Origin of the sequence: Campylobacter sp. VBCF_06 NA8 (assembly GCF_027737825.1) — a bacterium.
In the GTDB taxonomy this organism is placed as follows: domain Bacteria; phylum Campylobacterota; class Campylobacteria; order Campylobacterales; family Campylobacteraceae; genus Campylobacter_B.
Genome location: NZ_JAOVUB010000001.1, coordinates 296,146 through 320,115 on the forward strand (window position 1 = coordinate 296,146; position 23,970 = coordinate 320,115).

28 protein-coding genes and 1 tRNA gene are annotated in these 23,970 nt (G+C 41.6%); 24 read left to right on the forward strand and 5 right to left on the reverse strand.

The annotated features are described in order from the left end of the window. The first annotated feature begins 206 nt into the window (after positions 1 to 206). Positions 207 to 1,769 carry an inorganic phosphate transporter gene (locus OFO10_RS01690; RefSeq protein ID WP_270865850.1) on the forward strand — a complete coding sequence of 521 codons (1,563 nt, stop codon included), beginning with the start codon at positions 207 to 209 and terminating at the stop codon, positions 1,767 to 1,769. Positions 1,770 to 2,412: 643 nt separating this feature from the next. Here the strand turns inward: OFO10_RS01690 and miaA are convergent. Beyond that, positions 2,413 to 3,291: a tRNA (adenosine(37)-N6)-dimethylallyltransferase MiaA gene (gene miaA / locus OFO10_RS01695; protein ID WP_270865952.1), complete on the reverse strand. Its 879-nt coding sequence runs from the start codon at positions 3,289 to 3,291 to the stop codon at positions 2,413 to 2,415. 127 nt (positions 3,292 to 3,418) lie between these two features. Between miaA and mqnP the strand changes: the two genes are divergently transcribed. The 18 genes from mqnP (at position 3,419) to trxB (ending at position 16,101) form a co-directional block, all read left to right on the forward strand. Next, positions 3,419 to 4,288 carry a menaquinone biosynthesis prenyltransferase MqnP gene (gene mqnP / locus OFO10_RS01700; protein WP_270865851.1) on the forward strand — a complete coding sequence of 290 codons (870 nt, stop codon included), beginning with the start codon at positions 3,419 to 3,421 and terminating at the stop codon, positions 4,286 to 4,288. Positions 4,289 to 4,297: 9 nt separating this feature from the next. Next, entirely contained in the window at positions 4,298 to 4,657 is a 360-nt protein-coding gene (locus tag OFO10_RS01705) for a hypothetical protein (protein ID WP_270864803.1), read from the forward strand. Positions 4,658 to 4,739: 82 nt separating this feature from the next. Next, positions 4,740 to 5,705: a GTP 3',8-cyclase MoaA gene (moaA, locus tag OFO10_RS01710; protein ID WP_270865852.1), complete on the forward strand. Its 966-nt coding sequence runs from the start codon at positions 4,740 to 4,742 to the stop codon at positions 5,703 to 5,705. A 2-nt stretch (positions 5,706 to 5,707) separates the two neighbouring features. After that, a complete protein-coding gene (locus tag OFO10_RS01715; protein WP_270865953.1) occupies positions 5,708 to 6,457 on the forward strand; it encodes a 7-carboxy-7-deazaguanine synthase QueE in 750 nt (249 codons plus the stop codon). Further along, the gene (locus tag OFO10_RS01720; protein WP_270865853.1) at positions 6,454 to 7,035 is read left to right on the forward strand and encodes a 6-pyruvoyl trahydropterin synthase family protein; all 582 of its coding nucleotides are present in this window, start codon (positions 6,454 to 6,456) and stop codon (positions 7,033 to 7,035) included. The genes OFO10_RS01715 and OFO10_RS01720 overlap by 4 nt, the downstream gene beginning before the upstream one ends. Next, the gene (locus tag OFO10_RS01725) at positions 7,035 to 7,220 is read left to right on the forward strand and encodes a hypothetical protein (protein WP_270858431.1); all 186 of its coding nucleotides are present in this window, start codon (positions 7,035 to 7,037) and stop codon (positions 7,218 to 7,220) included. The genes OFO10_RS01720 and OFO10_RS01725 overlap by 1 nt, the downstream gene beginning before the upstream one ends. Further along, positions 7,220 to 7,717 carry a hypothetical protein gene (locus OFO10_RS01730; protein WP_270865854.1) on the forward strand — a complete coding sequence of 166 codons (498 nt, stop codon included), beginning with the start codon at positions 7,220 to 7,222 and terminating at the stop codon, positions 7,715 to 7,717. The genes OFO10_RS01725 and OFO10_RS01730 overlap by 1 nt, the downstream gene beginning before the upstream one ends. Then, positions 7,717 to 8,373, forward strand: coding sequence for a 16S rRNA (uracil(1498)-N(3))-methyltransferase (locus OFO10_RS01735; protein WP_270865855.1), 657 nt, complete (start codon positions 7,717 to 7,719; stop codon positions 8,371 to 8,373). Before OFO10_RS01730 ends, OFO10_RS01735 begins: the two co-directional genes overlap by 1 nt. 71 nt (positions 8,374 to 8,444) lie before the next feature. Further along, positions 8,445 to 8,645 carry a 50S ribosomal protein L31 gene (rpmE, locus tag OFO10_RS01740; RefSeq protein WP_270858428.1) on the forward strand — a complete coding sequence of 67 codons (201 nt, stop codon included), beginning with the start codon at positions 8,445 to 8,447 and terminating at the stop codon, positions 8,643 to 8,645. After that, positions 8,646 to 9,461, forward strand: a complete 816-nt coding sequence (gene rsmI, locus OFO10_RS01745; RefSeq protein ID WP_270865856.1) for a 16S rRNA (cytidine(1402)-2'-O)-methyltransferase — start codon at positions 8,646 to 8,648, stop codon at positions 9,459 to 9,461. 35 nt (positions 9,462 to 9,496) lie between these two features. Next, on the forward strand, positions 9,497 to 10,177 hold the full coding sequence (gene rlmB, locus OFO10_RS01750) for a 23S rRNA (guanosine(2251)-2'-O)-methyltransferase RlmB (protein WP_270865857.1): 681 nt from the start codon (positions 9,497 to 9,499) through the stop codon (positions 10,175 to 10,177). Next, positions 10,170 to 11,120: a hypothetical protein gene (locus OFO10_RS01755; RefSeq protein WP_270865858.1), complete on the forward strand. Its 951-nt coding sequence runs from the start codon at positions 10,170 to 10,172 to the stop codon at positions 11,118 to 11,120. The genes rlmB and OFO10_RS01755 overlap by 8 nt, the downstream gene beginning before the upstream one ends. Then, on the forward strand, positions 11,114 to 11,869 hold the full coding sequence (locus OFO10_RS01760) for a hypothetical protein (RefSeq protein ID WP_270865859.1): 756 nt from the start codon (positions 11,114 to 11,116) through the stop codon (positions 11,867 to 11,869). The genes OFO10_RS01755 and OFO10_RS01760 overlap by 7 nt, the downstream gene beginning before the upstream one ends. Position 11,870: 1 nt before the next feature. Beyond that, a complete protein-coding gene (locus OFO10_RS01765; protein ID WP_270862213.1) occupies positions 11,871 to 13,082 on the forward strand; it encodes an LL-diaminopimelate aminotransferase in 1,212 nt (403 codons plus the stop codon). Further along, positions 13,079 to 14,344, forward strand: a complete 1,266-nt coding sequence (locus OFO10_RS01770) for a homoserine dehydrogenase (protein ID WP_270865860.1) — start codon at positions 13,079 to 13,081, stop codon at positions 14,342 to 14,344. Before OFO10_RS01765 ends, OFO10_RS01770 begins: the two co-directional genes overlap by 4 nt. Further along, positions 14,344 to 14,682, forward strand: a complete 339-nt coding sequence (locus OFO10_RS01775; protein WP_270865861.1) for a YraN family protein — start codon at positions 14,344 to 14,346, stop codon at positions 14,680 to 14,682. The genes OFO10_RS01770 and OFO10_RS01775 overlap by 1 nt, the downstream gene beginning before the upstream one ends. A 78-nt stretch (positions 14,683 to 14,760) precedes the next feature. Continuing rightward, positions 14,761 to 15,078 (forward strand): thioredoxin, encoded by a 318-nt coding sequence (trxA, locus tag OFO10_RS01780; protein WP_270865862.1) that lies wholly within the window; start codon positions 14,761 to 14,763, stop codon positions 15,076 to 15,078. A gap of 81 nt (positions 15,079 to 15,159) precedes the next feature. Then, a complete protein-coding gene (gene trxB / locus OFO10_RS01785; protein ID WP_270862209.1) occupies positions 15,160 to 16,101 on the forward strand; it encodes a thioredoxin-disulfide reductase in 942 nt (313 codons plus the stop codon). 204 nt (positions 16,102 to 16,305) lie between these two features. Here the strand turns inward: trxB and OFO10_RS01790 are convergent. The 4 genes from OFO10_RS01790 to OFO10_RS01805 form a co-directional block, all read right to left on the reverse strand. Beyond that, positions 16,306 to 16,403, reverse strand: a tRNA-Sec gene (locus OFO10_RS01790). Positions 16,404 to 16,441: 38 nt separating this feature from the next. After that, positions 16,442 to 18,934, reverse strand: a complete 2,493-nt coding sequence (locus OFO10_RS01795) for an efflux RND transporter permease subunit (protein WP_270865863.1) — start codon at positions 18,932 to 18,934, stop codon at positions 16,442 to 16,444. A gap of 3 nt (positions 18,935 to 18,937) precedes the next feature. Beyond that, positions 18,938 to 19,525, reverse strand: coding sequence for a Tgt2/MlaC family protein (locus tag OFO10_RS01800; protein ID WP_270865864.1), 588 nt, complete (start codon positions 19,523 to 19,525; stop codon positions 18,938 to 18,940). A gap of 2 nt (positions 19,526 to 19,527) precedes the next feature. Then, positions 19,528 to 20,238, reverse strand: coding sequence for an MlaA family lipoprotein (locus OFO10_RS01805; protein WP_270865865.1), 711 nt, complete (start codon positions 20,236 to 20,238; stop codon positions 19,528 to 19,530). Between the two features lie 186 nt (positions 20,239 to 20,424). Here OFO10_RS01805 and OFO10_RS01810 point away from each other — a divergent pair, with 186 nt between their 5' ends. The 5 genes from OFO10_RS01810 to modB are packed head-to-tail and all read left to right on the forward strand — an operon-like array spanning position 20,425 to position 23,937. Beyond that, positions 20,425 to 21,201 carry a TOBE domain-containing protein gene (locus tag OFO10_RS01810; protein ID WP_270865866.1) on the forward strand — a complete coding sequence of 259 codons (777 nt, stop codon included), beginning with the start codon at positions 20,425 to 20,427 and terminating at the stop codon, positions 21,199 to 21,201. A 50-nt stretch (positions 21,202 to 21,251) separates the two neighbouring features. Further along, entirely contained in the window at positions 21,252 to 22,019 is a 768-nt protein-coding gene (modA, locus tag OFO10_RS01815) for a molybdate ABC transporter substrate-binding protein (protein ID WP_270865867.1), read from the forward strand. After that, on the forward strand, positions 22,016 to 22,399 hold the full coding sequence (locus tag OFO10_RS01820; protein WP_270864821.1) for a hypothetical protein: 384 nt from the start codon (positions 22,016 to 22,018) through the stop codon (positions 22,397 to 22,399). Before modA ends, OFO10_RS01820 begins: the two co-directional genes overlap by 4 nt. Beyond that, entirely contained in the window at positions 22,392 to 23,255 is an 864-nt protein-coding gene (locus tag OFO10_RS01825; RefSeq protein ID WP_270864822.1) for an ABC transporter ATP-binding protein, read from the forward strand. Before OFO10_RS01820 ends, OFO10_RS01825 begins: the two co-directional genes overlap by 8 nt. Then, entirely contained in the window at positions 23,248 to 23,937 is a 690-nt protein-coding gene (gene modB / locus OFO10_RS01830; RefSeq protein WP_270864823.1) for a molybdate ABC transporter permease subunit, read from the forward strand. Before OFO10_RS01825 ends, modB begins: the two co-directional genes overlap by 8 nt. The last annotated feature ends 33 nt before the right edge of the window (positions 23,938 to 23,970 follow it).

Consider the following 23,970-nt stretch of genomic DNA (forward strand, 5'->3'; position numbering starts at 1 on the left):
TTTTACCTTAAATTTGAAAATTTGGCTTAATTTTATCATTTTATGATTTATAAAATCTTACTTTGCGTTTTAAATAAGCTTTTTCATAAAAATTTAAGAAAAAAGATAAAAAATGTCAATATAAATTTTGCCCCTGTTTTTTAGTTTTTTTTAAATGGATAAAGGGTAGAATTGAAGGGTTATTTTTAAATTTTTGGGGATAAATTTTGAAAACACAAAAAATCAACCTCCTTTTAATCGGCATAACTCTTGGCGCACTGATTTATTTTTTTATTTGGGGTTTTGGATTTATAGGAAATGCTAATAAACTAATCTTCGTAACCTCCGTATTTTTGGGCGTTTTCATGGCGTTTAACATAGGCGGAAACGATGTGGCAAATAGCTTTGGCACAAGCGTGGGAAGCGGGACGCTGACTATCACGCAAGCCCTATGTATCGCGGCTGTGTTTGAAGCAAGTGGCGCAATCATCGCTGGCGGCGAGGTTACGGCGTCGATTAGAAGCGGGATTATTGATTTTGGCGGCTCTCACATACACCCGAGCGATTTTATTTATATTATGATGAGTGCGCTTTTTGCGGCTGGGGCGTGGCTGCTTTTCGCTAGCAAGCATGGACTTCCGGTTTCGACCACACACGCGATTGTAGGCGGAATTGTCGGCTCTGGCGTAACGCTTGGATTTTTGATGAATAATCCTGAAATCTCAGCCCTAGGCTTAGTGCAATGGGGCAAAATCGGCAAAATCGCCAGCTCATGGGTGCTCTCGCCACTTCTTGGGGGGCTGATTTCGTATGGGGTGTTTTGGCTGATTAAGCACTATATTTTGGATTATAACAAATACGCCCAAATTCGCATTGACCGCATAAAACGCGAAAAAAAGGCACTTCGCAAACTACACAAAAAAACTTTTGAAACGCTCGATGATATCCAAAAAATCGCCTACGCAGAGGCTGTCAATCACGATATCTACGCTATGAAAGACCCTGATTTCGATCCGAGCGAGCTAGATAGCGATTATTATAAAAAAATTGTAAATTTGGATAGGAAAAAAGAGGGCTTAAAATCGCATAGAGCGCTAGAATTTGGAATTCCAGCCGTGGCAGGGATTGGCGCGTTTGTAATCTCATCAATGCTGATTTTTAAAGGACTTCAAAATTTAGACTTAGGATTGAGCGATATTCACAACTACCTAATTATCGGCATGGTTACGGTGGTAACTTGGCTTTTGATGTTTATTTTCGCCAAGACTTTGCGCAGGTCAGATCTGCATAAATCGACATTTTTGATGTTTAGCTGGTTGCAGGTCTTAACAGCGTGCGGATTTGCCTTTTCGCACGGTTCGAACGATATCGCAAACGCCGTAGGGCCGTTTGCTGCGATACTTGATACGCTTGCGAGTGGTTCGATTAACGGCGATAGCCCTGTGCCGCCGCAAATCATGGTAATGTTCGCCGTAGCACTTATCGTGGGGCTTTGGTTTGTAGGAAAAGAGGTAATCGCCACCGTGGGGACGAATCTGACCGAGATACACCCTGCCTCTGGTTTTAGCGCAGAGCTAGCCAGCGCAATCGTAGTCATGGTAGCCTCCGTGCTAGGGCTTCCGATTTCATCGACGCATGTGCTAATCGGCGCGATTTTGGGAATCGGCGTGGTCAATGGCAACACAAACTGGTCTTTGATGAAACCAATAGGGCTAGCGTGGATTATCACACTTCCTGCCTCATCGCTTTTAGCCGCGGTGATGTTTATAGTTTTAAGGCATGTGATTTAAGATTTGCATTTATCGCAATGGCGCATGATTTGTCATTGCGAGGCGTGATAACGCCGAAGCAATCTACGAAATCAAAATTCCAAATTTGCAAATTTTCTGTCATTGCGAGAATTTGCGTAGCAAATTCGAAGCAATCCAGGGAAATTTAAATTCAAATTCAACCTAAATTTTGCATTGAGTTATTTTTTAAATTTTAGGTGAAATTTTGCTTTTTTTGTAAGGGGGAGGGCGCGCTTTTTAGGAGACGCTACCCTCCCCCTTACCAACCCCCACCCCTGTAAAACCTTAGAAGTGGCTAAATTTTAAAAAGCGTTGCTTTTTAAAATTTAGCTGGTTTTATTTTTACTGAAATGCTTCGCATTTCTCGCAATGACAAATTGCGCGTAAATTTTGCCAAATTTGTCATTGCGAGAAGCGACGCGACGAAGCAATCCAGTAAAATTTCATCGAGTTTAAATTTTAAAATTTTTCAAATTTAAAATTTCGGCGCAGTATTATTGGAGTAAAATTTTAAAATTCAATGGTAATTTACTGGATTGCTTCGGCGTTATCACGCCTCGCAATGACACGGAATTTGCACACTTAAAATTTTACACTCATAGCTTGCGCCACATTTTTTACAATGACAGATTTGATGCTAAATTTAGCCGTTTTTACCCAAAAATTCTAAAATTTCTCTCTCTAAAATTTCGCTTGGGGCGTGTATTTTGCCCTCAAACTGCGATTTGTTAAATGTGCGCTGGCGTTTGGCGAGCTGGCGCGTGTGTATTGTGATGAGTTCCTCGCAACTAGCCCTTGAAATCTCGCCCCGCAAATACTCCCCACACTCCTTCAAACCCACGCAGGATAGGGATTTGCACTCATATCCATATCGCTCAAACAAAAATTTCGCCTCATCTAAAATTCCCGCTTCAAACATTTTTTTGGTTCGAAGCGCAATTCGCTCGTTGATTTCGTCCTTTTCGCGCAAAATTTCAAAAATTTTGAGATTTTTTATCACAGGCTGGGCAGTATTTTTGCGCAAAAATTCGCTTGGAACCTCCTTTGTAGCGACATAAATGCTATACCATTTGCGCAGTCTAAATGTATCAAATGCGCTAAATTTGGCGCAAAACTTACTATCAATTTTTTGCGCAAGCGCGAAAATTTCGCTATTTTGCGGGAAAATTTGAGCGTCTTGGATTTTGGGTGCAAGGCCTGAGAGCATGGATTTTAGGTAAAATCCGCTTCCGCCTGTGATGATGAGTGGAATTTGCGATTGCGTGGCGAATTCGCGCGCTTTTTCGTATTCTTTGATAAACTCGCCCACGCTAAAATATTCGTTTGGTTCTATTAAATTTATCCCAAAATACGGCACCTGCGCTAGCTCGTCTTTGCTAGGTTTTGCGCTAGCGATGTCGATTAGCTTATAGACACAAAGTGCGTCCAAACTCAAAATCACAGCGTCTGTTTTTAGGGCGATTTTGTGCGCTAAATCCGTTTTTCCGCTGGCTGTCGTGCCGATGAGTGCAAGTTGTAAAATTTCGCTCAAATTTTGCCTTTAATTAAATTTTGGGGCTAATTTTAGCAAATTTAAGATAGAAAAATTTAATTATAAATAGATTTTTTGCCAAATTTTTGCTAAAATACCGCCCGAAATAAGGGAATTTATGGAAAAATTTAAACAAATTTTAAAAGATATCAACGAATTAATAGTTTTCAAACACTCGGTTTTTGCCCTGCCGTTTATTTTCGTGGCGATGATAACAGCTTCAAAGGCGCAAAACGGCTCAATGTGGTTTGGCTTTGGACTTTTTGTTTTGGGTATTTTGTGCGCCGTGAGTGCTAGAAGCTTCGCAATGGCCGTAAATCGCTATTTGGACGAAGAGATCGATCGAAACAACCCTCGTTGCGCTTCAAGACCTAGTGTCGATGGGCGCATAGGTCGCAAAAATTTGCTTGCATTTATCATAGCAAATGCCGTGATTTTCGTGGTTGTAGCCTATTTTATCAATAGCCTTGCCTTTGGGCTTAGCGTGCCGATTTTGCTCGCGCTTGGCTCGTATTCGTATTTCAAGCGATTTAGCGAAACTGCGCATTTAATGCTAGGTCTTTGCCTAGGCCTTGCGCCGATTGCTGGAAATATCGCAGTAACAGGCGCGATTTCGATTTGGTCTGTGGTGTTGTGTCTGGGCGTGGTGTTTTGGGTAGGGGGATTTGATGTGCTCTACTCGCTCCAAGATATGGAGTATGACAGGCAAAATGGGCTATTTAGCATACCGTCGCGTTATGGCAAAGAGGCTTCGATGTTTATTTCGAAGCTTTTTCACGCAATTTGTGTGATTTTTTGGTTTTTATACTGCGCGCTTGCAAATTTAGGCACATTTGCCTATATTGGCGTGGCTGTGTGTGCGCTGATTTTATACAAAGAGCATAAAATCGTCGAAAAAGATTTTAGCAAAATCGATAGAGCGTTTTTTACTTTAAACGGATATTTGGGTATTATATTCTTTATATTTGTTTGGATAAGTTTGTTTTAAGGAGATAAAGTGGATTTAAATATGCTTATTATTTTGGGACTTTGTGTAGTTATAGTTTTGATTTTAATCGTTATGTTTATCAAGGACAAACAGACAGATAAAAAATTCGAACGCTTCGATCAGGTCATCACCGATAGCATGCAAGAAAACTATATGTTAAAGAAAAAGCTCGAAGAGCTTCACGCTATGGTTGAAAATGGAGGCAATGGCGTAGCCAGCCTAGATATCAACGCAGTCGCTGATGTCATTGATGAGGTGATAGAGCAAAGACTAAGCGGGGTTTCATCTTTGGTCGATACTAGGGTCGAGGCGCAAATTCGCCCGCTTTTAGAGCAGTTAAAAGAGCTACTTGTAAGCGTGAAAAAATAAACCAATCAATATAAAAATAAAATTTTGCAAAAAGAATTTTATTTATATATAATCGCTGAAATTTAGAAATTTAAGGTTTATAATGCTAATCGACAAATTTGGTAGAAATATTAATTATTTGCGAATTTCAGTTACCCAAAAGTGCAATTTCAGGTGCCGTTACTGCATGCCAAACACCCCATTTGAGTGGGTGCCTAGGGAAAATCTTTTGAGTTTTGAGGAGATGTTTAGCTTCGTCAAAGTCGCAATCGATAAGGGTATAGAAAAGATTCGTATCACAGGCGGCGAGCCACTAATCAGGCGTGATATCGCAAAATTTGTCAAAATGATAAGCGATTATGCGCCAAGTATCGATTTGGCCCTTACCACAAACGGATATTATCTTAAAAATTACGCCAAAGATTTAGCGGATGCTGGGCTAAAACGCATAAATATGTCGCTTGACTCACTTCGCCCAGAGCGCGCCAAATATATCGCTCAAAAGGGCGTTTTATACAATGTCTTAGAAGGGCTTGAAGCAGCGCTGGAAGTGGGGCTGAAAGTCAAACTAAACACCGTTGTTTTGCGCGGGATTAACGATGATGAAATTTGCCATTTAATCGAATTTGCCAGAGAAAAGGGGGTGCAAATTCGCTTCATAGAGTTTATGGAAAACACTCACGCGCAAAATTTAAAGGGTGTGAAATCAAATGAAATTTTAAAAATCATCGGCGAAAAATATCAAATTTCACCGCTTCAAAAGCAAGCCACCTCCCCAGCTTCGCTTTATGCGTTAGATGACGGCTATACTTTTGGCATAATTGATCCGCACAAACACGATTTTTGCGCTAGTTGCAATAGGTTAAGACTTAGCGCAGAGGGGCATTTGATACCGTGTTTGTATTTCGAGGACGCCCTAAGCATAAAAGAGGCTGTGCGCGCCGGCGACATCGCAAAAGCTAGCGAAATTTTAGCACAGGTCTTAGAAAACAAACCAGAAAAAAATCGCTGGGAAATCGGCGCTCAAAACGAAATTTCAAGCCGTGCATTTTACCAAACCGGTGGTTGAGATTGCGCCTAGTAGAGAGCTTTTTAAGTATCCAAGGCGAGGGCAAATACTCAGGCAGACTTGCGCTGTTTATGCGCTTTGCAGGGTGTAATCTAAAATGCGCTGGATTTGGCGTGAGTGCGCGCTCCCCTAAAACTGGCGAAATTTTGGTTGGGTGCGATACGATTCGCGCGGTGCAGACGGGGCATTTTGAGAGTGAAGAAATCACTAGCGCAAACCAGCTTTTCTTAAAATTTTATGAGCAATTGCCAGAGAAAAAATATAAAAATGCTATCATCGTCATCACCGGCGGAGAGCCACTTTTGCACCATAAAAACGAAATTTTTATCGAATTTATCCAAAATTTGCAAAGGCTAAATTTCGAGGTGCATTTCGAAACAAACGGCACGATTTTAATCGATTTTGAAAAGTTTGCGTTTTATAAAGATTGCGTTTTTGCTATCTCGCCGAAGCTTTCAAATTCGCTTGAACCGCGCGAAAAACGGCTAAATTTCGAGGCTTTAAAAGCGATTAAAAAAAATGCAAAAGATAGCTTTTATAAATTTGTAATTTCGCCTGAATTTGACGCCAAGGCTGAAATTTGCGAAATTTTAGCAGAGTGCGAAAACGAGGTTTTTTGTATGCCCCTTGGCGCAAACAAGGTGGAGTTGGAGCAAAACGCAGAATTTGTCGCTAAATTTTGCATAAAAAATGGTTATAATTACTCCGATAGAGCGCATATTAGAATTTGGAACGATAAGGAAAGTGTATGATAATCAGAAAAATGTATGAGTTCGAAAACGCCCATATAGTGCGCTTTTGCGGGTCGCAAAGGTGCAGGGGTAGTATCCATGGGCACTCGTATAAATGCGAGGTTTTGCTTAGCTCAAACTACCTTGATAATGCCGGCATGGTCTATGATTTTGGCTATATGAAGCTTGGGATTAGGGATTTAATCGATAGTTTCGACCATGCTACTACGATATTTTCTGGCGAGAGCGACGAATACAAAAACGATTTGAAAAAATACAGCGCGCGCTGGATAGAGATCCCACAAAATGCGAGCGCAGAGCAGTTTGCGAGAATATTTTTTATCTTAATTCGCAGACTTTTAGAACTAAGCGAAATGAAAAACGGCGAGCGCGAAGTAAGGCTTTATAGCGTCATCGTGCATGAGACTTCCACGGGCTATGCGCAGTGCTTCGAAGAAGACGCCGATAACGAAAATATGGGCAAAATCGAGCTAGAAGACATTAAATTTTCCCCGGGTGTAATGGCTGAGTGGAGAGATAAAAAAATGTTTGAAAAGCTCGTAAATGGCGTGAAATTTAGCTACGAAAAGGATTGCTAGTGAGAGCGAAAATTTTGGGTATTTTTGCGGTTTTAGCACTTTTTACGGGGTGCAAAGAGGAGGAAGAAAAGGTGCTAGAAAAGCCGCCTGTATCTAGCGAAGTGCCTAGTGATGTGAGCATCGCAAACCCTGACCCGCTCCCGCAAATCAACCCGCAACTCCCGCCAGAACCAGTGGTAGAGTAATGGAGTATATGTTTGCTAGCGCGCTAGGCTTTCATAAATTTTTCGCCTTTGTCTTTGGCGTGCTTACGATTATTTATTTTACATTAACGCGCCTTAAAATCGATAAAAACATTAAATTTTATACTTTAAATTCAGCTGTGAAAAACGGCGTCGTGAAATTTCCTGCTTTGCGAAATTTAAGGGGGATAAAAGCGCGCAAAAAGCTTTTTAATGGACGAAAATATTTGGCTAGAATTCGTAAATTTTTGCCCGTGTATTACGCTGTTTTGGCAGCGATTGTAACAACTGGGGCTGTGATGTTGCCAGTAATGGCTAGCGTGAGTGTGAGCGTGGGGCTAATGTGCGTGGGCGCAGTGTGTATAATGGGGCTGTGCGCGGTGGGATACAAACGCCTTAAACGCGCATTTTTGGGGCAAAGATTTAAAATTTACCGCGCGCAAATAGCTAAAATTTTGGGCGCAATTTTTGCGATAATTTTGATAGTGAGTTTTATATAATGGTATTTTTTTATGACAAAAACGCAGGAAGCGAAATTTTGGAAATTTCGGGCGAAAATTTTTCGCATTTGCGCGCTAGACGCCTTAGTGTGGGGGATAGAGTGGATTTTAGAAATTTGCGCGATGGGGGCAATTATATCTATGAAATCACTGAAATTTCGCGCAAAACCGCGGTAGCGAATTTGGTTTTTAAAAACTCAGTCATCGCGCCAAAGCACGAATTTTGCCTTGCTTGGGCGGTGGTCGAGCCAAGCGTAATCGAAAAAACGCTTCCTAGCTTAAATGAAATGGGCGTGGCAAAAATCATTTTCGTTTATAGCGATTTTTCGCAAAAAAATGTTAGGCTGGATTTGGATCGCATGGGGCGAATTTTGATAAATTCGTCGTGTCAGTGTGGGCGAAATTCTATTATAGAGCTTGAAATTTTAGCTAGCTCTGACGAGCTTTTGGCTAAATATCCAAATTCGGTTTTGATTGATTTTGAGGGCAAAAGTTTGGAGATTTTTGATAAAAACGAGATTCCTTTTATAGGCCCAGAGGGTGGATTTTCCGAAAATGAACGCAAAAAATTTAGCAAATCTTACGAGCTAAATTTACCATATATTTTGCGCTCAAACACCGCGATAATGACTGCTTGCGCAAGGCTTATTTTCTAAAAAAGTCAAATTTGATTTTTTAAAAATTTTATTGTATAATCGCAACCTTTTAAAATTTGCAAGGAGTTAAAATGAAAAAAGATATTCACCCAAATTATGTTGAAACAACCGTAACTTGCGCTTGTGGCAACACTTTTAAAACACGCTCAAACAAAGAAGAAATCCGTGTAGATATCTGCTCAAACTGCCACCCATTTTTCACAGGTAGCGAAAAAATCGTAGATAGCGCGGGTCGTGTTGAGAAATTCAAACAAAAATACGGAATGAAATAATTGCTTTATTTCGTTCCTACGCCGATAGGAAATCTCGCTGACATTTCAACCCATGCCCTTGAAATACTCACCAAATGCGAGATTTTTATCTGCGAGGACACAAGATTTAGTAAAAAACTTCTAAACTTACTTAGCGAAAAATATCAAATAAATTTCGGCCAAAAAGAATTTTATTCGCTTCACACGCACAACGAAAGCGAATTTTTCGCCAAATTTGACACCTCAAATTTCACCCAAAAAAATTGTGCATTTTTAAGCGACGCTGGCATGCCTTGCATTAGCGATCCAGGGATTGCGCTTGTGAAATTTGCCCAAAATAACGGCATTGAATACGAAATTTTAAGCGGGGCAAACGCGCTTTTGCTAGCAGTCGCGGCTAGTGGGATAGTGGAAAAGGAATTTTGCTTTTTAGGCTTTTTGCCAAATACTGGCAAGGAGCGCAAAATCGCCATAGAAAACATGCTCAAAAACCCCTATCCATGCGTGATTTACGAATCGCCAAAGCGAATTTTAAGCCTTGTTTGCGGTATCGAAAATTTAGACGAAAATCGCCAAATTTTTGCCATAAAAGAGGCGAGTAAAAAGTTTGAAACCAAATTTTTTGGCAGCGCAAAAGAGCTAGCCCTCACCCTAAAAACCGCGAATTTAAACGGCGAGTGGGCTGTGGTGGTAGCTGGTGCAAAAGAGGCAAATTTCGAAAAAATCAGCGAAAATGACATCAAAAGCCTTGAAATTTCGCCCAAAATCAAGGCAAAATTGCTTGCTAAAATCACCGGAAAATCTGTCAAAGAAATCTACAACGATTTGATAAAATAAGGCATCTCTTAACCATTTTTTGCTAAAATCGCAAAATGATTATTTACGGAAAACAATTATTTTTACATATTTTAGAACACCATAGCGAAAAATTTGTTCGCATTATGCTTGCCAAGGAGTGCGAGAGCGATATTTTTCGCCGTATTGCGCGCACTGGCGTCAAAGTCGAGCGCGTAGATAGCAAAAAAGCCCAAGCTTTGGCGCACGGTGGCAATCATCAAGGTTTTTTAGCTGAGGTTAGCGAGTTTGAATTCGCTGAGTTTGCGAGTGTGAAAAACGATGAATTTTTGGTCGTTTTATACGGGCTGACCGATGTAGGAAACATCGGCGCGATTATGCGCACGGCTTACGCTTTGGGCGCAAATAGCGTGATAATTGTCGCAAATAATCTAAACATTGAAGGCATTTTAAGGGCTAGTTCGGGCGCAGCCTATGAGTTAAATGTAGTTAGGCTCGCTGACGGGCTAGGCGCATTAAACGAGCTAAAACAAGCTGGGTTTGAAATCTGCGCCGCTAGTGCGGACGGAGAGAATTTCAAAGAGCTTAAATTTGCCAAAAAAAGAGCGCTTGTCATGGGAAATGAGGGGTTTGGAATCCCTGCAAAAGTGCTTAAAAAATGCGATAAAAAAGTATCGATCAAAATGCGCGAGGGCTGGGATTCGCTAAATGTAAGTGCTGCTTTTGCGATACTTTGTGATAGGATTTTAAATGGATGAGAAGGAAAAAAAAGATCTAGATTTAGAGCGTTTGCGAGGCATGGATTTAGGCGAGGTCGCCAATGTAACGCATATCGAAGTGGAAAATTTAAAAGCGATTTTAGATAAAGATTTTCAAAAACTTGCGAATTTCAATGTCGCTGGATATATTAAAATTTTAGAGCGCGAATTTGGGCTGGATTTGAGCGAGTGGTTGAGCGAGTTTAGGGCTGCAAAGGCTAGTTTCGAACCAAACAAAAGAGCCCATGTCGAAAAGGTCTATGCGCGTGCAAGCGGTAGCAAAAGAGAGGGTGGAGGCTGGATAATATGGTTAGTGGCGATATTTTTGATAATCGCTGCGATTTTTTATTTCGAGCTTCATAAGAAATTTAACGAATTTTTAGGCTCCATGCTAAATGAAGAAACTAACGCCACATATTCCGATAATAGCGTGGTTAGCGATACGCAAAAACAGCTAGAAAATGTAGGCATTAAGCCTTATGAATCGCCGCGCGCATTGGAATTTAACGCTAGCGATTATAATACAAGTGATTACAATGCAAGCGCGCCAAATGCGCTAGATCGAAGCATACAAATCATCAAAGCAGAGGCTAATGCAAGCGACGCAAACGCAAGTGATAGCAATGCTAGCGATAATAACACAAGCGCGAAATTTAGCCCAAGCGACGAGCTTAAACTCACACCGCATGTTAAAATTTGGCTAGGAATAATAAATTTAACTACTGGCAAAAAACGAGAATTTGTCACAAGCGAAAGCTATACGCTAAGTGCGAGCGACGAGCTTTTAATCGCTACTGGGCATGGTATGTTTGACATAGGAAAGCCAGGCGATCCAGTGAAATTTAGCGAGAAAAACACAATCAAACTCCACATCAAAAATGGCGAAATAAACAAAATTTCAAACGAAGAGTTTATTCGGCTAAATAAGGGTAAAAAGTGGTAAAAATCGTTTTCGCGCTTGCGTTTTGTTTGGGGCTGGCTTTTTGTGCGAGCCCTAGCGAAATTTTGGCGCGTTACGATATCAACGCAAGTGAAGATTTGAGCGATAAAAACGGCTTTGCCGACCTTGCAAAGATAAGCAAAATTTTAGAAAAAAACCAAATTTTAAATTTCACTCCAAGTGATAGGGCGCGCGGGATTGAGATAAAATTTCTTACGAAGCAAAATTCAAAATTTCTTTTAAAACCGCTAAATTTGGTCTTTGACAGGCTAAATTTAGAGAATTACAAAAATTTAGCTTTTCTAAATTTAGACGAGGGCGAAAAGCTAAGAAGCATACTTTTGCGCACAAACCGTATGGTCGATCCTGGCGCGATTTATACTGAGCTTAAAAAGCATAAAATTTATGTCGAGGATTTTATGATTTTAGGCGATGTAATGCTATTTCGTCTGAATTTTGAGAGTATGAATTTACTCACAAACAAAGAACAAAACGAGCTAAAAAGTAGCTATTTTATAAATATCGCAAACACCAAAAAAGCAGTTGTTAAAACCAAAGGCGCGCAGGTTTGGTATCCAAACATAGCCTTTTATGACAAAAATTTAGACGAAATTTCAAACAAAATCAGTGAGGCAAAAGTAAAAGAGTTGGAGATTAAATTCCCGCCAAATGCGCATTATATGCACCTTTGCGACGCATTTGCTGGGGAAAATATCAAACAAGGCTTAGAAATCAAACTTATAGGAGGATGAGATGTTTGACGAGATTAGATTTGGCAAAATCGAGCGATTGCCTAATTATGTTTTTGCTGAGGTTAATGCGATTAAAATGGCAGCACGCCACAAGGGCGATGATATAATCGACTTTTCTATGGGTAACCCAGACGGCCGCACGCCACAGCACATCATCGACAAGCTTTGCGAAAGCGCGCAAAAGGACAAAACTCACGGATATAGCGTAAGTCAGGGTATTTACAAGCTTCGCTTGGCATGTGCTAACTGGTATAAGCGCAAATACGGCGTCATGCTTGATCCAGATAGCGAAATTGTCGCGACAATGGGCTCGAAAGAGGGTTTTGTGCATTTAACAAGCGCGATAATCAATCCCGGCGATGTAGCCGTAGTCCCAGATCCTGCCTATCCGATTCATACCCAAGCCTTCATTATCGCAGGCGGAAATGTGGTGAAAATCCCTTTGCCTTATGATACGCAAACTTTGGAATTTGACGAGAACAAATTTTTCATCGAACTTCAAAAAACATTTGATGAGAGTATTCCTAGGCCAAAATATGTTGTGGTAAATTTCCCGCACAATCCAACAACCGTAACCGTCGAAAAGAGCTTTTACGAGCGCCTTGTGGCAATGGCAAAAAAAGAGAGATTTTATATCATCAGCGATATCGCTTACGCTGAGATTAGCTTTGATGGATACAAAACTCCAAGTATCTTTGAGGTCGATGGTGCCAAAGATGTTGCAGTCGAGGCATACACGCTATCGAAAACTTACAATATGGCTGGTTGGCGCGTGGGTTTTGTATGCGGAAACAAACGCTTAGTTGCCGCGCTTAAAAAGATAAAATCGTGGTTTGATTATGGTATGTTTACCCCAGTTCAAGTCGCCGCTACAATCGCGCTTGATGGCCCACAAGAGTGCATTGATGAGATAAGGGCGACTTACCAAAAACGAAGAGATGTCTTGCTAGAAGCCTTTGGCAACGCAGGCTGGGAGATCGCGACCCCGCAAGCTAGCATGTTTGCATGGGCAAAACTGCCTCCACAATGCGCTGGATTAAAGAGTATGGAGTTTTCAAAACAGCTTCTAACACAGGCTTGCGTGGCTGTAAGTCCTGGAATTGGCTTTGGAAGCGCGGGAGATGATTATGTGCGAATTGCCTTTATCGAAAACGAAAATAGAATCCGCCAAGCAGCGCGAAATATCAAAAAATATCTTAAAGAGGTCAAATGAGAGTAGCGATTTTAGGCGTCGGAACCGTCGGTAACGAGGTAGCAAACATACTCATCGAAAACGAAAAGCTAATCACTGCGCGCGCTGGGGTTAAAATCGAGCCAGTTATCGGCGTGGTGCGAGATCTAAGCAAAAAGCGCAGTGCTAAAATCCCGCTAAGTGATGATTTAAATTCGGTCATAAACCGCGATGATATCGATGTTTTTGTCGAACTCATGGGCGGGGTCGAAAAGCCTTATGAGATAGTTAGTGAAATTTTAAAACGCAAAAAGGCTGTCGTTACCGCAAATAAGGCACTTTTGGCTTATCATAGATATGAGCTTGAAAATTTAGCCGGCTCAACGCCTTTTGGTTACGAAGCTAGCGTAGCGGGTGGAATTCCGATAATCAAAGCTTTGCGCGAGGGTTTAAGTGCGAATAAAATCGAAAAAATCATCGGTATATTAAACGGCACTAGCAATTATATCCTCACAAATATGATGCAAAAAAACGAAAATTTCGAAGACGCACTCAAAAAAGCGCAAGAGTTAGGTTACGCTGAGGCTGATCCGACCTTCGATATAGGTGGATTTGACGCAGCGCACAAACTGCTAATCCTAGCTAGCATTGCTTATGGGGCGCAGGGTAGGCCTGAGGATATTTTGATTAAAGGTATTGATAGGATTAGCAAAGAAGATATATATTTCGCGCATGAATTTGAGTATGTAATCAAGCTTTTGGCGATTGCAAAACGCATTGATGAAAGCCGTGTCGAGCTTCGTGTCCATCCAGCCCTAATCCCACAAAACGCAATGCTTTCTAAGGTCGGCGGGGCAATGAACGGCGTGAGCGTTTTTGGGGATTGTATGAGCGAGAGTATGTTTTATGGCCCAGGAGCTGGTGGCAGGGCTACGGCAAGTGCAGTTATAAGCGATTTAATCGATATAGCTCGCGGTAACAAAAGTCCGATTTTAGGCTATAAAAAAGAGCTTGAAAATGATTTTGTGATTTCGCCTATGCGAGAAATTCGCACGAAGTATTATTTGCGAATTCGTGTCAAAGACGAAAAGGGCGTTTTGGCTAAAATCACAAATATATTAAGCGAAAACAATCTCTCGATTGATAGCTTTTTACAAAAACCAAAGCAAAAAACCGAAGAGTGCGTTACGCTGTTTTTCACCACTCACACGAGCTTAGAGGCCGATGTCAAGCGCGCTATGGGCGAGCTAGACGCGCAGGAGTTTATCATACAGCGACCATTTATGATTAGAATCGAAGAGTAATGGGGCTAAAAAATTATCTCTTTGGATTTTCTGCCGAGGATAGGGCTGCGCAGTGGTTAGAGCAGAATAAATTTAAGATAATCGCGCGAAATTTTCACTCACGATTTGGCGAGATTGATATCATCGCGAGCAAAGATGAAATTTTGCACTTTATCGAGGTTAAGGCGACTAGTGGCGATTACTGCGCTGCTAGCCGTGTAACGCCTGCAAAAATGAGCAAAATTTTAAAGGCGATTGATTATTACATTTTGACAAACGAAATTTGCGATGATTGGCAGATTGATTTAATCGAAATTTATCCGCAACGGATAAATTTTATCAATAATATTTCATTATAACCCAAATTTTTACCTTTCATTAATATTGTAAAACTATAATAGTCCGATTTTCAACCAAATTTATTTAAAGGAGAATTTATGGGAAAATATATCGAACTTACATCTGCAAATTTCAAAGATGTAGTAGGCGAGGGCGTTGCGTTAGTTGATTTCTGGGCTCCATGGTGCGGACCATGCCGTATGATAGCCCCTGTCATCGACGAGCTAGCAAACGAGTTTGATGGCAAAGCTAAAATTTGCAAGGTAAATACCGATGAAGCGCAAGATTTGGCAGTAGAATTTGGCGTTCGCTCGATCCCAACTATGCTATTTTTCAAAAACGGCGAAGTTGCAGCTCAACTAATCGGCGCGCAATCAAAACAAGTAATCACTGATAAAATCAACTCATTACTTTAAAATTTAAGGGCGAAAGCCCTTTTTATTTTTCACTGAAATTTAGCCCTAAATTTGATTAAAAAATAAAACAAAGGAGAAAAAATGTTAGATTTAGCAATCATCGGTGGCGGTCCAGCTGGGCTAAGTGCGGGACTTTACGCCACAAGGGGCGGACTTAAAAATGTCGTAATGTATGAAATGGGTATGCCAGGAGGCCAAATCACAAGTAGCTCTGAAATGGAAAACTACCCTGGCGTAGCGACCGTGATGGACGGCATGAGCTTCATGGCGCCATGGCAGGAGCAGTGCTTTCGCTTCGGGCTCAAACACGAAATGATAAGCGTTGAGCGTATCAAAAAAGACGAAGACGGCGCATTTAGTATATTTTTAGAGGGTGGCAAAACCGCTCGTGCCAAGGCTGTAATCGTAGCCACAGGCTCGAAACCTCGCAGAGCAGGGGTTAAGGGCGAGGACGAGTTTTTCGGACGCGGGGTTAGCACATGCGCTACTTGCGACGGATTTTTTTATAAAAACAAAGAAGTAGCCGTCCTTGGCGGTGGAAATACTGCGCTCGAAGAGGCGCTGTATCTAGCAAATATCTGCTCGAAAGTCTATCTAATCCACAGAAGAGACGGCTTCCGCGCTACGCCAAACACTATCGAAAAGGTCAAAAATAACGAGAAAATCGAGCTTATCACAAACGCCATTGTCGATGAAATCAAAGGCGACAATAGCGGAGTAACGGGCATCGTCGTTAGCGATAAAAACACAGGCGCAAAAAGAGAATTAAGCCTGCCTGGGATTTTTACCTTCGTGGGGCTTGATGTGCGAAACAGCGTGCTAAGGGACGAAAATGGCGATTTTATCTGCAATATGAACGACGAGGGTAAGGTCGTGGTAAATCTAAAAATGCAAACAAGCTTGCCAGGTCTTTTTGCGGCGGGTGATTTGCGCATAGACGCGCCAAAACAGGTCGTTTGCGCAGCTGCTGATGGCGCGACAGCCGCCCTTGGCGTGATTTCATACTTAGAACACTCAAATTAATCAAATTCTAAATTCTTAAATTTCAAACCCCAGCCACGCTTTGTGGTTGGGGGGTTTATGTAAATTTTAAAATTTTAAATTTTGCAAAAATACTGAGTTAAATTTTAAATTTGTAGATTGCCATACTTATTTTATTTGCTTGTAATGACATATTTAACAAATCGGCGGAATTTTAAAATTTGTAGAATTTTGAAATTTAGACTTTGGCGAGAGAGTGAGGGAATCGAACCCCCCAGAAAGCGGTCAACCGCCCTCTTATCGGATTTGAAGTCCGCAGACGCCACCAGGTCATCATCCTCTCCAAAACTCGCCATTATAGCAGGCTAAATTTGATTTTAGATTAAATTTTTAACCTAGATTTGCTTATTAAGAGTGAAGGCAGGATTATGAGCGCGCCAAGCAACAAAAGCGCCATTACAAGGCAGATTAAAAGCCCAAAATAAATCGTCGGCCAAAAATTGCTTATCATCATAACGCTAAATCCCAGAATTATCGCAAATGAAGTGTAATACATCGCATACCCGATACTAGCGTGGCTTGCGCGGATTGCTTCTGCGCTATCTTGCGTGCGCGCGAACTCGCGTCGGAAGCGAAATAGATAGTGTATGACATCATCTACGCCGATACCGATACTAATCGCGGCAATCGTAATACTCATAATATCTAGCGGAATGCCCAAAATCCCCATTATCCCAAAGCATACGCAAAGCGGGATTAGATTTACCACAATCGCGATAAATGCGTAGCTTAGCGAGCGGAAAATCAAGCAAAACAGCACAAACAAAACCCCAACCGTAATGCCAAGCGTGCCGATTTGCGAGCTCATTAGGGTTTGGAGCATGTTGTTATAAAGCACCATTATACCGCTTACCTGCGCGCTTACGCCGTCATTTGCGAGCAATTTATCTAAATCATTTTGCAAATTTTGCAAAAATTCATTTCTGCGCAAATTTGGATCGCTATCAATCGTGCGAACGCTAAAATGCGCCTCATTTTCTTCTATGCTGACATAGGGCGAAAGCACCATTTCTCGGTAGTTTTCAGGCAGTTCGGAGTAAATTAGCGCTAGCATTAAATCATCTAGCTCCTCGCCAGAGTTTATCTCGCGCCCGACTTGCAAAAGCGAGCTTAGAGAGCTTACTTGCCCGATAAATTTGTGATCGCTAATGTTTTGGTCTTTTAAAAATGCGTGAGTTTTATTGATAATCCGCATTTTTTGGGAGCTAAACCAGTATTTTGGGTCGTTTTCGTTCGCGGCGTATTCAGCCTCGAATTCGTCCATTTCCTCGCTTGGCGCGCTCTGCGATTTTGGGAATTTTATCACGATATCGAGTGGAATCGTGCCACCAAGCTTGGTGTCGATGACCTCCATACCAGCATAAATCGGGGTATTTTCCTTAAAATATCCGATAAAGCTGTTTTCCACACGCAGTTTGCTAATCCCAAAAATCCCTGCCAAAACAGCTAACGCGCAAACTGCGTAAATTTTGCCTCTGTGATTTAGGGCTAAATTCGCACAAAAATGGGTGAAGCGAAACTGTTTTTCAAAACTACGATTATTATGCGTGCGCCTAGATATGCTCATCACCGCGCCAAAGAGGCAAAACACCACGACTAGCGAGCATGCAATTCCCACACTCATCATAATTCCTAGCGAAATTACAGGCTTAATATCGCAAAAGATTAGCGACATAAATCCCACAATCGTGGTAAAAATCGCAAAAAAGCATGGCTTTGCTCGCTCGCGCAAGACCGCATATACTAGCTGGCGTTGCGAAAAGCTAGCAAAACGCGCGCTGTATTCGCGGTAAGCTACGATTAGGTGGATACACACAGAAACCGTGATGATTAGCACAAGGGCGATGAAATTTGAGCTAATTACGGTGATTTCAAAGCCCAAAAGTCCAAAAAGTCCGCTACTAATCATTACCGAGTAAGCGCAAATGATAAGCGGAAGCACGATGAATTTCGCCTGCCTAAAAAAGAGCCAAAAGCACGCTAGCAAGAGCACCAGCGCGCCCACACCATAAGTGCTAAGATCATTTCTGACATAGCTTATCATATCATCGGCTATCATGTTTATACCGCCCAAAAACAGCCGCTCGCTAGGGTGCGCGCTGGAAAATTCGGCGATTATGGCTCGAAGGTTTTGTAAATTTTCGTGGTCTTTGATACGAAGTTCATCTCTGTAAGCTTTGAAATTTTGCTCGGCAAGTTTTAAATTTTGCCTTAAATTTGAAATTTCGGAATTCGCCAAATTTGATTTTTTTGCCAAATTTAGGGCGTTTTTCGCACTATCTCGCGCATGAAGTAGCTCTTCGTATTTTTTCTCTGGCTTTAAATTTATCAAAATTCCAGTCGTGCCAAAATCCGCACTGACTAAATTTGAAGCGTAAAATGGGCTGGTTAGTAGCTCGCGCTTGGCAGCGGCTAGGTCGATATCTGCGTCTTTTAGCGTGGGGATATGTTTTAAGAGCTCGCTTAAATCGCCCTTTTTGTTTAGTAAAAGCGGCACATTTCCCAAATCCACCACGCTATCAACGAAATCTAGCGCGCTAAATTTGGCGTTAAGTTCTGCTATGTTTGATAGCGTCTGTTTGCTTAGCAAATCTTGCGAGGGTGTGTATGCTACGACGAAAAAATTCGGCGTAGCATACCTCGCGCTAACTTCGCGCCAAATCTCTAAATCCTTGTCGTTTTCTAAAAGTAGGGTTTGGCTCGAAGCGTCTATTTCTAAATGTGTGCAAAAATAACCAAAAAAGAGCGCAAGAGCGCTAAATATGGCTAAAACGCTCTTTGGAAATTTGACAATTAAGCGAAAAATGCGTTTCAAGCGTTATTTGCCACTTTCGATTACGGTCGCATTAAGGCGTTTTAATAGCTCGTCAAAGCCCAAATTTTGCGCGACATCGCCAAATTGTGAGCGGTAGGTTTGGATTAGACTAACGCCCACGATATCGACATCGTAAATGCGCCAATCACTTTCAGCTGGGAAAAATTTAAAATCTATTGCGTAGTTTTTATCCTCGCCGATGATTTGCGTTTTTAGCACGCGTCTTTTTTCGCTTGGGGCTTCTTTGCTTAAAATTTTCATATCTTGGTCGGTATAAAGCGAGAGTTTATCGATAAATGAGCGTTTCAAATGCGCCTCGTAAGCTTTGTTAAATTCGGCGATTTGGGCGTCTGAAAGGTTCGCATAATGCTTGGCAAGGGATAGTTTTGCCATTTGTTTATAGTCGAAATACTCATCAAATAGAGCGAAAATTTTGGCTGGTTTTGCGTCCTTTGCGAGCGCACTGTCCCTCATAATCGAAACTGCTGTGGCGACCTTTTGGCTCATTACTGGCTCGATATCAGCGTCGCTAATAGCGTGTGAAAAACTAAAAAGCAAAAACGCCAAAGTTAAAATTTTAAAAAATTTCATTTTTATTCCTTTATTTTTTGTTCTCTGCTTTGCTCATAAGCATCGCGTAAAAATGGGTATAAATCCACAGCCCCGCTTGTCATTTTCTCGTAAAATTCAGGATCGCGAGAGTAATCGTTAAAAATCCTAAACGCATTTACCGACATGCTTACGGTGTTATCGTCGATATAATTTACCGGATTGGTGAAAAAATCGCCCACAAGCCCGAAAGTATCGCGCAGATTGCTAGACCCTAGTATCGGCCAGACGATATGCGGTCCTGCTGGCACGCCCCAGTATCCTAGTGTCTGCCCGAAATCCTCATCGTGGCGCGGTATGTTAAAATGCAAGGTCGCCGCGTCGCTAAGCCCAGCAAAACCGATTGTGGTGTTTATCAAAAATCTCTTTGTCTCGTCCCATGAGTTTTCGAATTTGCCCTGTAAAAGGTTGTTTGTCAGGCGCATTGGATACATTAGATTGTGGAAAAAGTTCGCAAACGCCCCTTGTATGGGATCTGGCATGACATAATCATAGCCTGTGGCCACAGGTGTCACCAAATAGCGGTAAAAGACATCGTTAAAGCCCGTCATTACGCGGTTATAGCCACTTAGCGGATCGAAAACTTCCTTTTGACTATACTCGGCGTCAAACTCATCAATCTCAGCGCTAGTATCGGTGGCATACAGCGCACAGCTACACGCAACAGCGCATAAAAAAGCTCTATGAAATTTCAACCCTTATCCTTTTAAATTTAATCGAAAGGGCGATTTTACAAAATTTAAGTAAATTTTTGTCTATGTGTGAAATTAAAATTAAAATAATGAAATAAAATCCCATAAAAAGGTATTTTTAAGCTTTTTAAATATATTATTTTATACAGATAAAATCACAAAAAGTAAATGAAATAAAAAGGAAAATTTATGAACGCTAAATTTGCGCTAGAACTTTATCTTAGCAAGGATACGACGCTGATTTCACGCCATATCGCCTTGCTAAAAGCTGTCGATGAGACCAAATCAATCACCAAAGCCGCCCAAAAAATCGGCATTAGCTATAAAAACTGCTGGGATAGCCTAAATTTGATAAACAACGCGAGCAAAAAGCCCCTGATTTCTCGCGCGCAAGGCTCGAAAAAAAATAGTGGCTCGGAGCTCACTGACTACGCTAAAAGCCTAATTCGCTCCTATGATATTATCAGCAGGGTCGGCGATAGCTTTTTGGAGCAAATTTTAAAGGCCGATGATATCAGCGATGAAAATTTAATTGGACTTGAAAGAATTGGCATAAAACTCTCAGCCAGAAATCAATTAAATGCCGTAATTAGCGAGATTAGCAGAGGCGCAGTCGATAGTATGATCACGCTCACGCTCTCAGGTGGCGAAAAGCTAGACGCGCAAATCACAATCGAAAGTGAAAAAAACCTAGAATTAAGGCCCGGCAAAGAGGTTTTGCTAATATTTAAAGCTCCAAGTGTGAAAATTTTAAAAGGCGAAAATTTGGGCGAGCCCAACGGCGTGAAATGCAAAATCAGTGATGTCAAAATCGGCATTAAAAACGCTCAAATTTGCCTTGATACCGCAGGTCATCAAAACATAATCGCCATAATTTCGCGCAAAAGCGCAAATGAGCTAAATTTGGGCGTGGGCGATGAGGTGATGGCGTGCATAGAGCCCGATGATATCATTATCGGCGTGTGATTTGAGCGATAAATTTTAAAATTTAAAATCCATTTTTTTAAGGAGAATTTATGAAACACAAATTTTTACTTTGCGCTCTTGCGCTATGTGGCGTCTTAAATGCGGGCGAGGTATCTATCGCAGCGGCTGCGAATACGACTTACGCTTTTGACGAGATTAAGTCTGAGTTTGAAAAGCTAAACCCAGATACTAAGCTAAATGTGAGCCTAGGAGCTAGTGGCGCGCTAAATACGCAGATCAAAAACGGCGCACCATTTGATATTTTTATGGCAGCTGATATGAAATTTGCCGATGATTTGTTTGAGGCTGGTTTTGCTACGGCAAAGGCGCAAACTTACGCCAAGGGCAAGGTTGCAATGCTAAGCGTGCGTAGCGTGGATTTAGGGAAAGGGCTTGACGCGCTAAAAGACGAAAAGGTAAAAACGATTTCTATCGCAAACCCAAAAACAGCCCCTTACGGCACTGCTAGCGTGGAAGCTATGCAAAAGGCTGAAATTTATGATAGCGTAAAAGGAAAAATCGTCGAGGCTAAATCAATCGGCGAAGCCCTAACACAGGCGCTAAGTGCCGCTGATGTGGGATTTATCGCAGCCAGTGCGATGTATGCGCCAAAAATGAAAGAGGGCGGTTGCGCAGGCGCGCCGTGCAAGGAGGGCAAACATTTCGTGCTTGTGCCTAGCTCGCTTTACGAGCCGATCGCGCAAGGCATGGTAATACTCAAAAAAGCCGAAAATAACGCCGAAGCAAAGGCATTTTATGACTTTATTTTAAGCGATAAGGGCAGAGAAATTTTCGCAAAATACGGATATGAGTTTTGAGAGTTAGGGTAGAGCAAATTTTAGCGAGCGAGGGAATTTATAAAATTCTTTTCTCTCATGGGCTTTGCGGAGTTTTTTTGGAACTCCCAAGCTCCCTTGTCGTGGGATCTGGCGTAGAAATTGGCTTTAAAGCGACGCAGGCAGTATTAGCGCGCAAAAAGTGTGAAATTTCGGCAGAAAATGAAATTTGCGCCAAAATTTCAGATATTAAATTTGGTGAAATTTTATCAAATTTAAGCTTTTGCAAAAGCGGGCAGAATTTAGAATTTGACATTATCGCAACCACACAGAGCGTGCGAAATTTAGGGCTTTGCGTGGGTGATGAAATTTACATTTACGCAAATGCAAGCGCGATTTTTATAGAGAAAATTTATGATTAAGATTGATTGCGAAAAACGGCTAAACGAAAATTTTAAAATCAGCGTGAATTTAGAGATAAAAAAAGGCGCCTTTGTCTGTCTGTATGGGGCTAGCGGATCTGGCAAGACTACGATTTTAAGGCTACTTGCTGGCTTTATGAAAATAGATAGTGGGGCGATTACAAACGGCGAAATCACGCTAGATAATGGGCGAAAATTTATGCACGCTAAGCAGCGTAAAATCGGCTTTTTGTTCCAGGACTACGCGCTTTTTGAGAATATGAGCGTGATAGAAAATCTGCTTTTTGCCAAAAAAGATTTGCAAAAAGCGGGCGAAATGCTAAAATTTTTAGAGCTTGAAAAATACGCAAATTTCGCTATTTCGCAGCTCTCTGGCGGACAAAAACAGCGCGTGGCACTAGCCCGCGCTCTAATGCAAAACCCAGAAATTTTGCTACTTGATGAGCCATTATCGGCGCTAGATTATAAAATTCGTGAAAAAATCCAAGACTATCTCAAAAAAATCCATGAGAAATTTCGCCCTACAATTATCCTTGTCAGCCACGATATCAGCGAGATTTACAGGCTGTGCGAGCGTGTGTATGAGCTAAAAAATGGAAGCCTTGTGCGCGAGGGCTCGCCAAGTGAAATTTTCTTGCAAACTAGCGGTTCGCAAAAATTTAGCTTTCGTGGCAAGGTAGTTGCTTTGCGCGAAGCAGGTGGCGTAAATATCGCTATAATCGCTGTTGGGGCGCAACTTTGTGAAGTGGTTTTAAGCGTGAGCGAGGCTAGGGATTTGCGCGTGGGCGATAGCGTGAGCGTGGGCGCAAAGGCCTTTAATATAAATTTGAAAAAAATCGAGGAAAACGATGATTGAAGCTTTGCAAAATTTAGACCTTACGCCGTTTTTGATTTCGCTTAAACTCTCGGTGGTGACGACATTTACTCTGTTTTGGATTTGCCTGTTTTTGGCATATTTTATGGCGTATAGGGAGTTTCGCGCCAAAAGCGTGATTGAAAGCGTCATTTCGCTTCCGCTCGTGCTTCCACCAAGTGTGCTGGGATTTTATCTGCTTGTGTTTTTATCGCCGTATTCGACGCTTGGCAGGTTTTTCGATGAAAATTTTGGTGTGCGATTTGTCTTTAATTTCAGTGGTTTGGTGATTGCAAGCTGTATTTATTCTCTACCATTTATGTTTTCGCCAATGCTTAGTGGCTTTCGTTCGCTTCCAATCTCGCTTCGCCACGCTTCGTGGTCGCTAGGTAAGGGATTTTTTGCTACGCTTTTTAGGGTGCTACTACCTGCGATGAAACCCTCGGTGATAAGTGCTGTGGTGATATGTTTCGCGCACACTATGGGAGAGTTTGGCGTGGTGCTGATGATAGGAGGCTCTGTGAGCGAGCAGACCAAGGTGGCTTCGATCGCGATTTATGAGGCGACTGAAATTTTAGATTTTACCAGCGCGCATTTATACTCGGCGATTATGCTGATTTTTAGCTTTTTGGTGCTTTTGGCTATGCATTTTTTGGGAGAAAGGTCAAATAAAATAAGACTTTAATCACTTTTTTGCTAAAATGGCGCGAAAAATTTA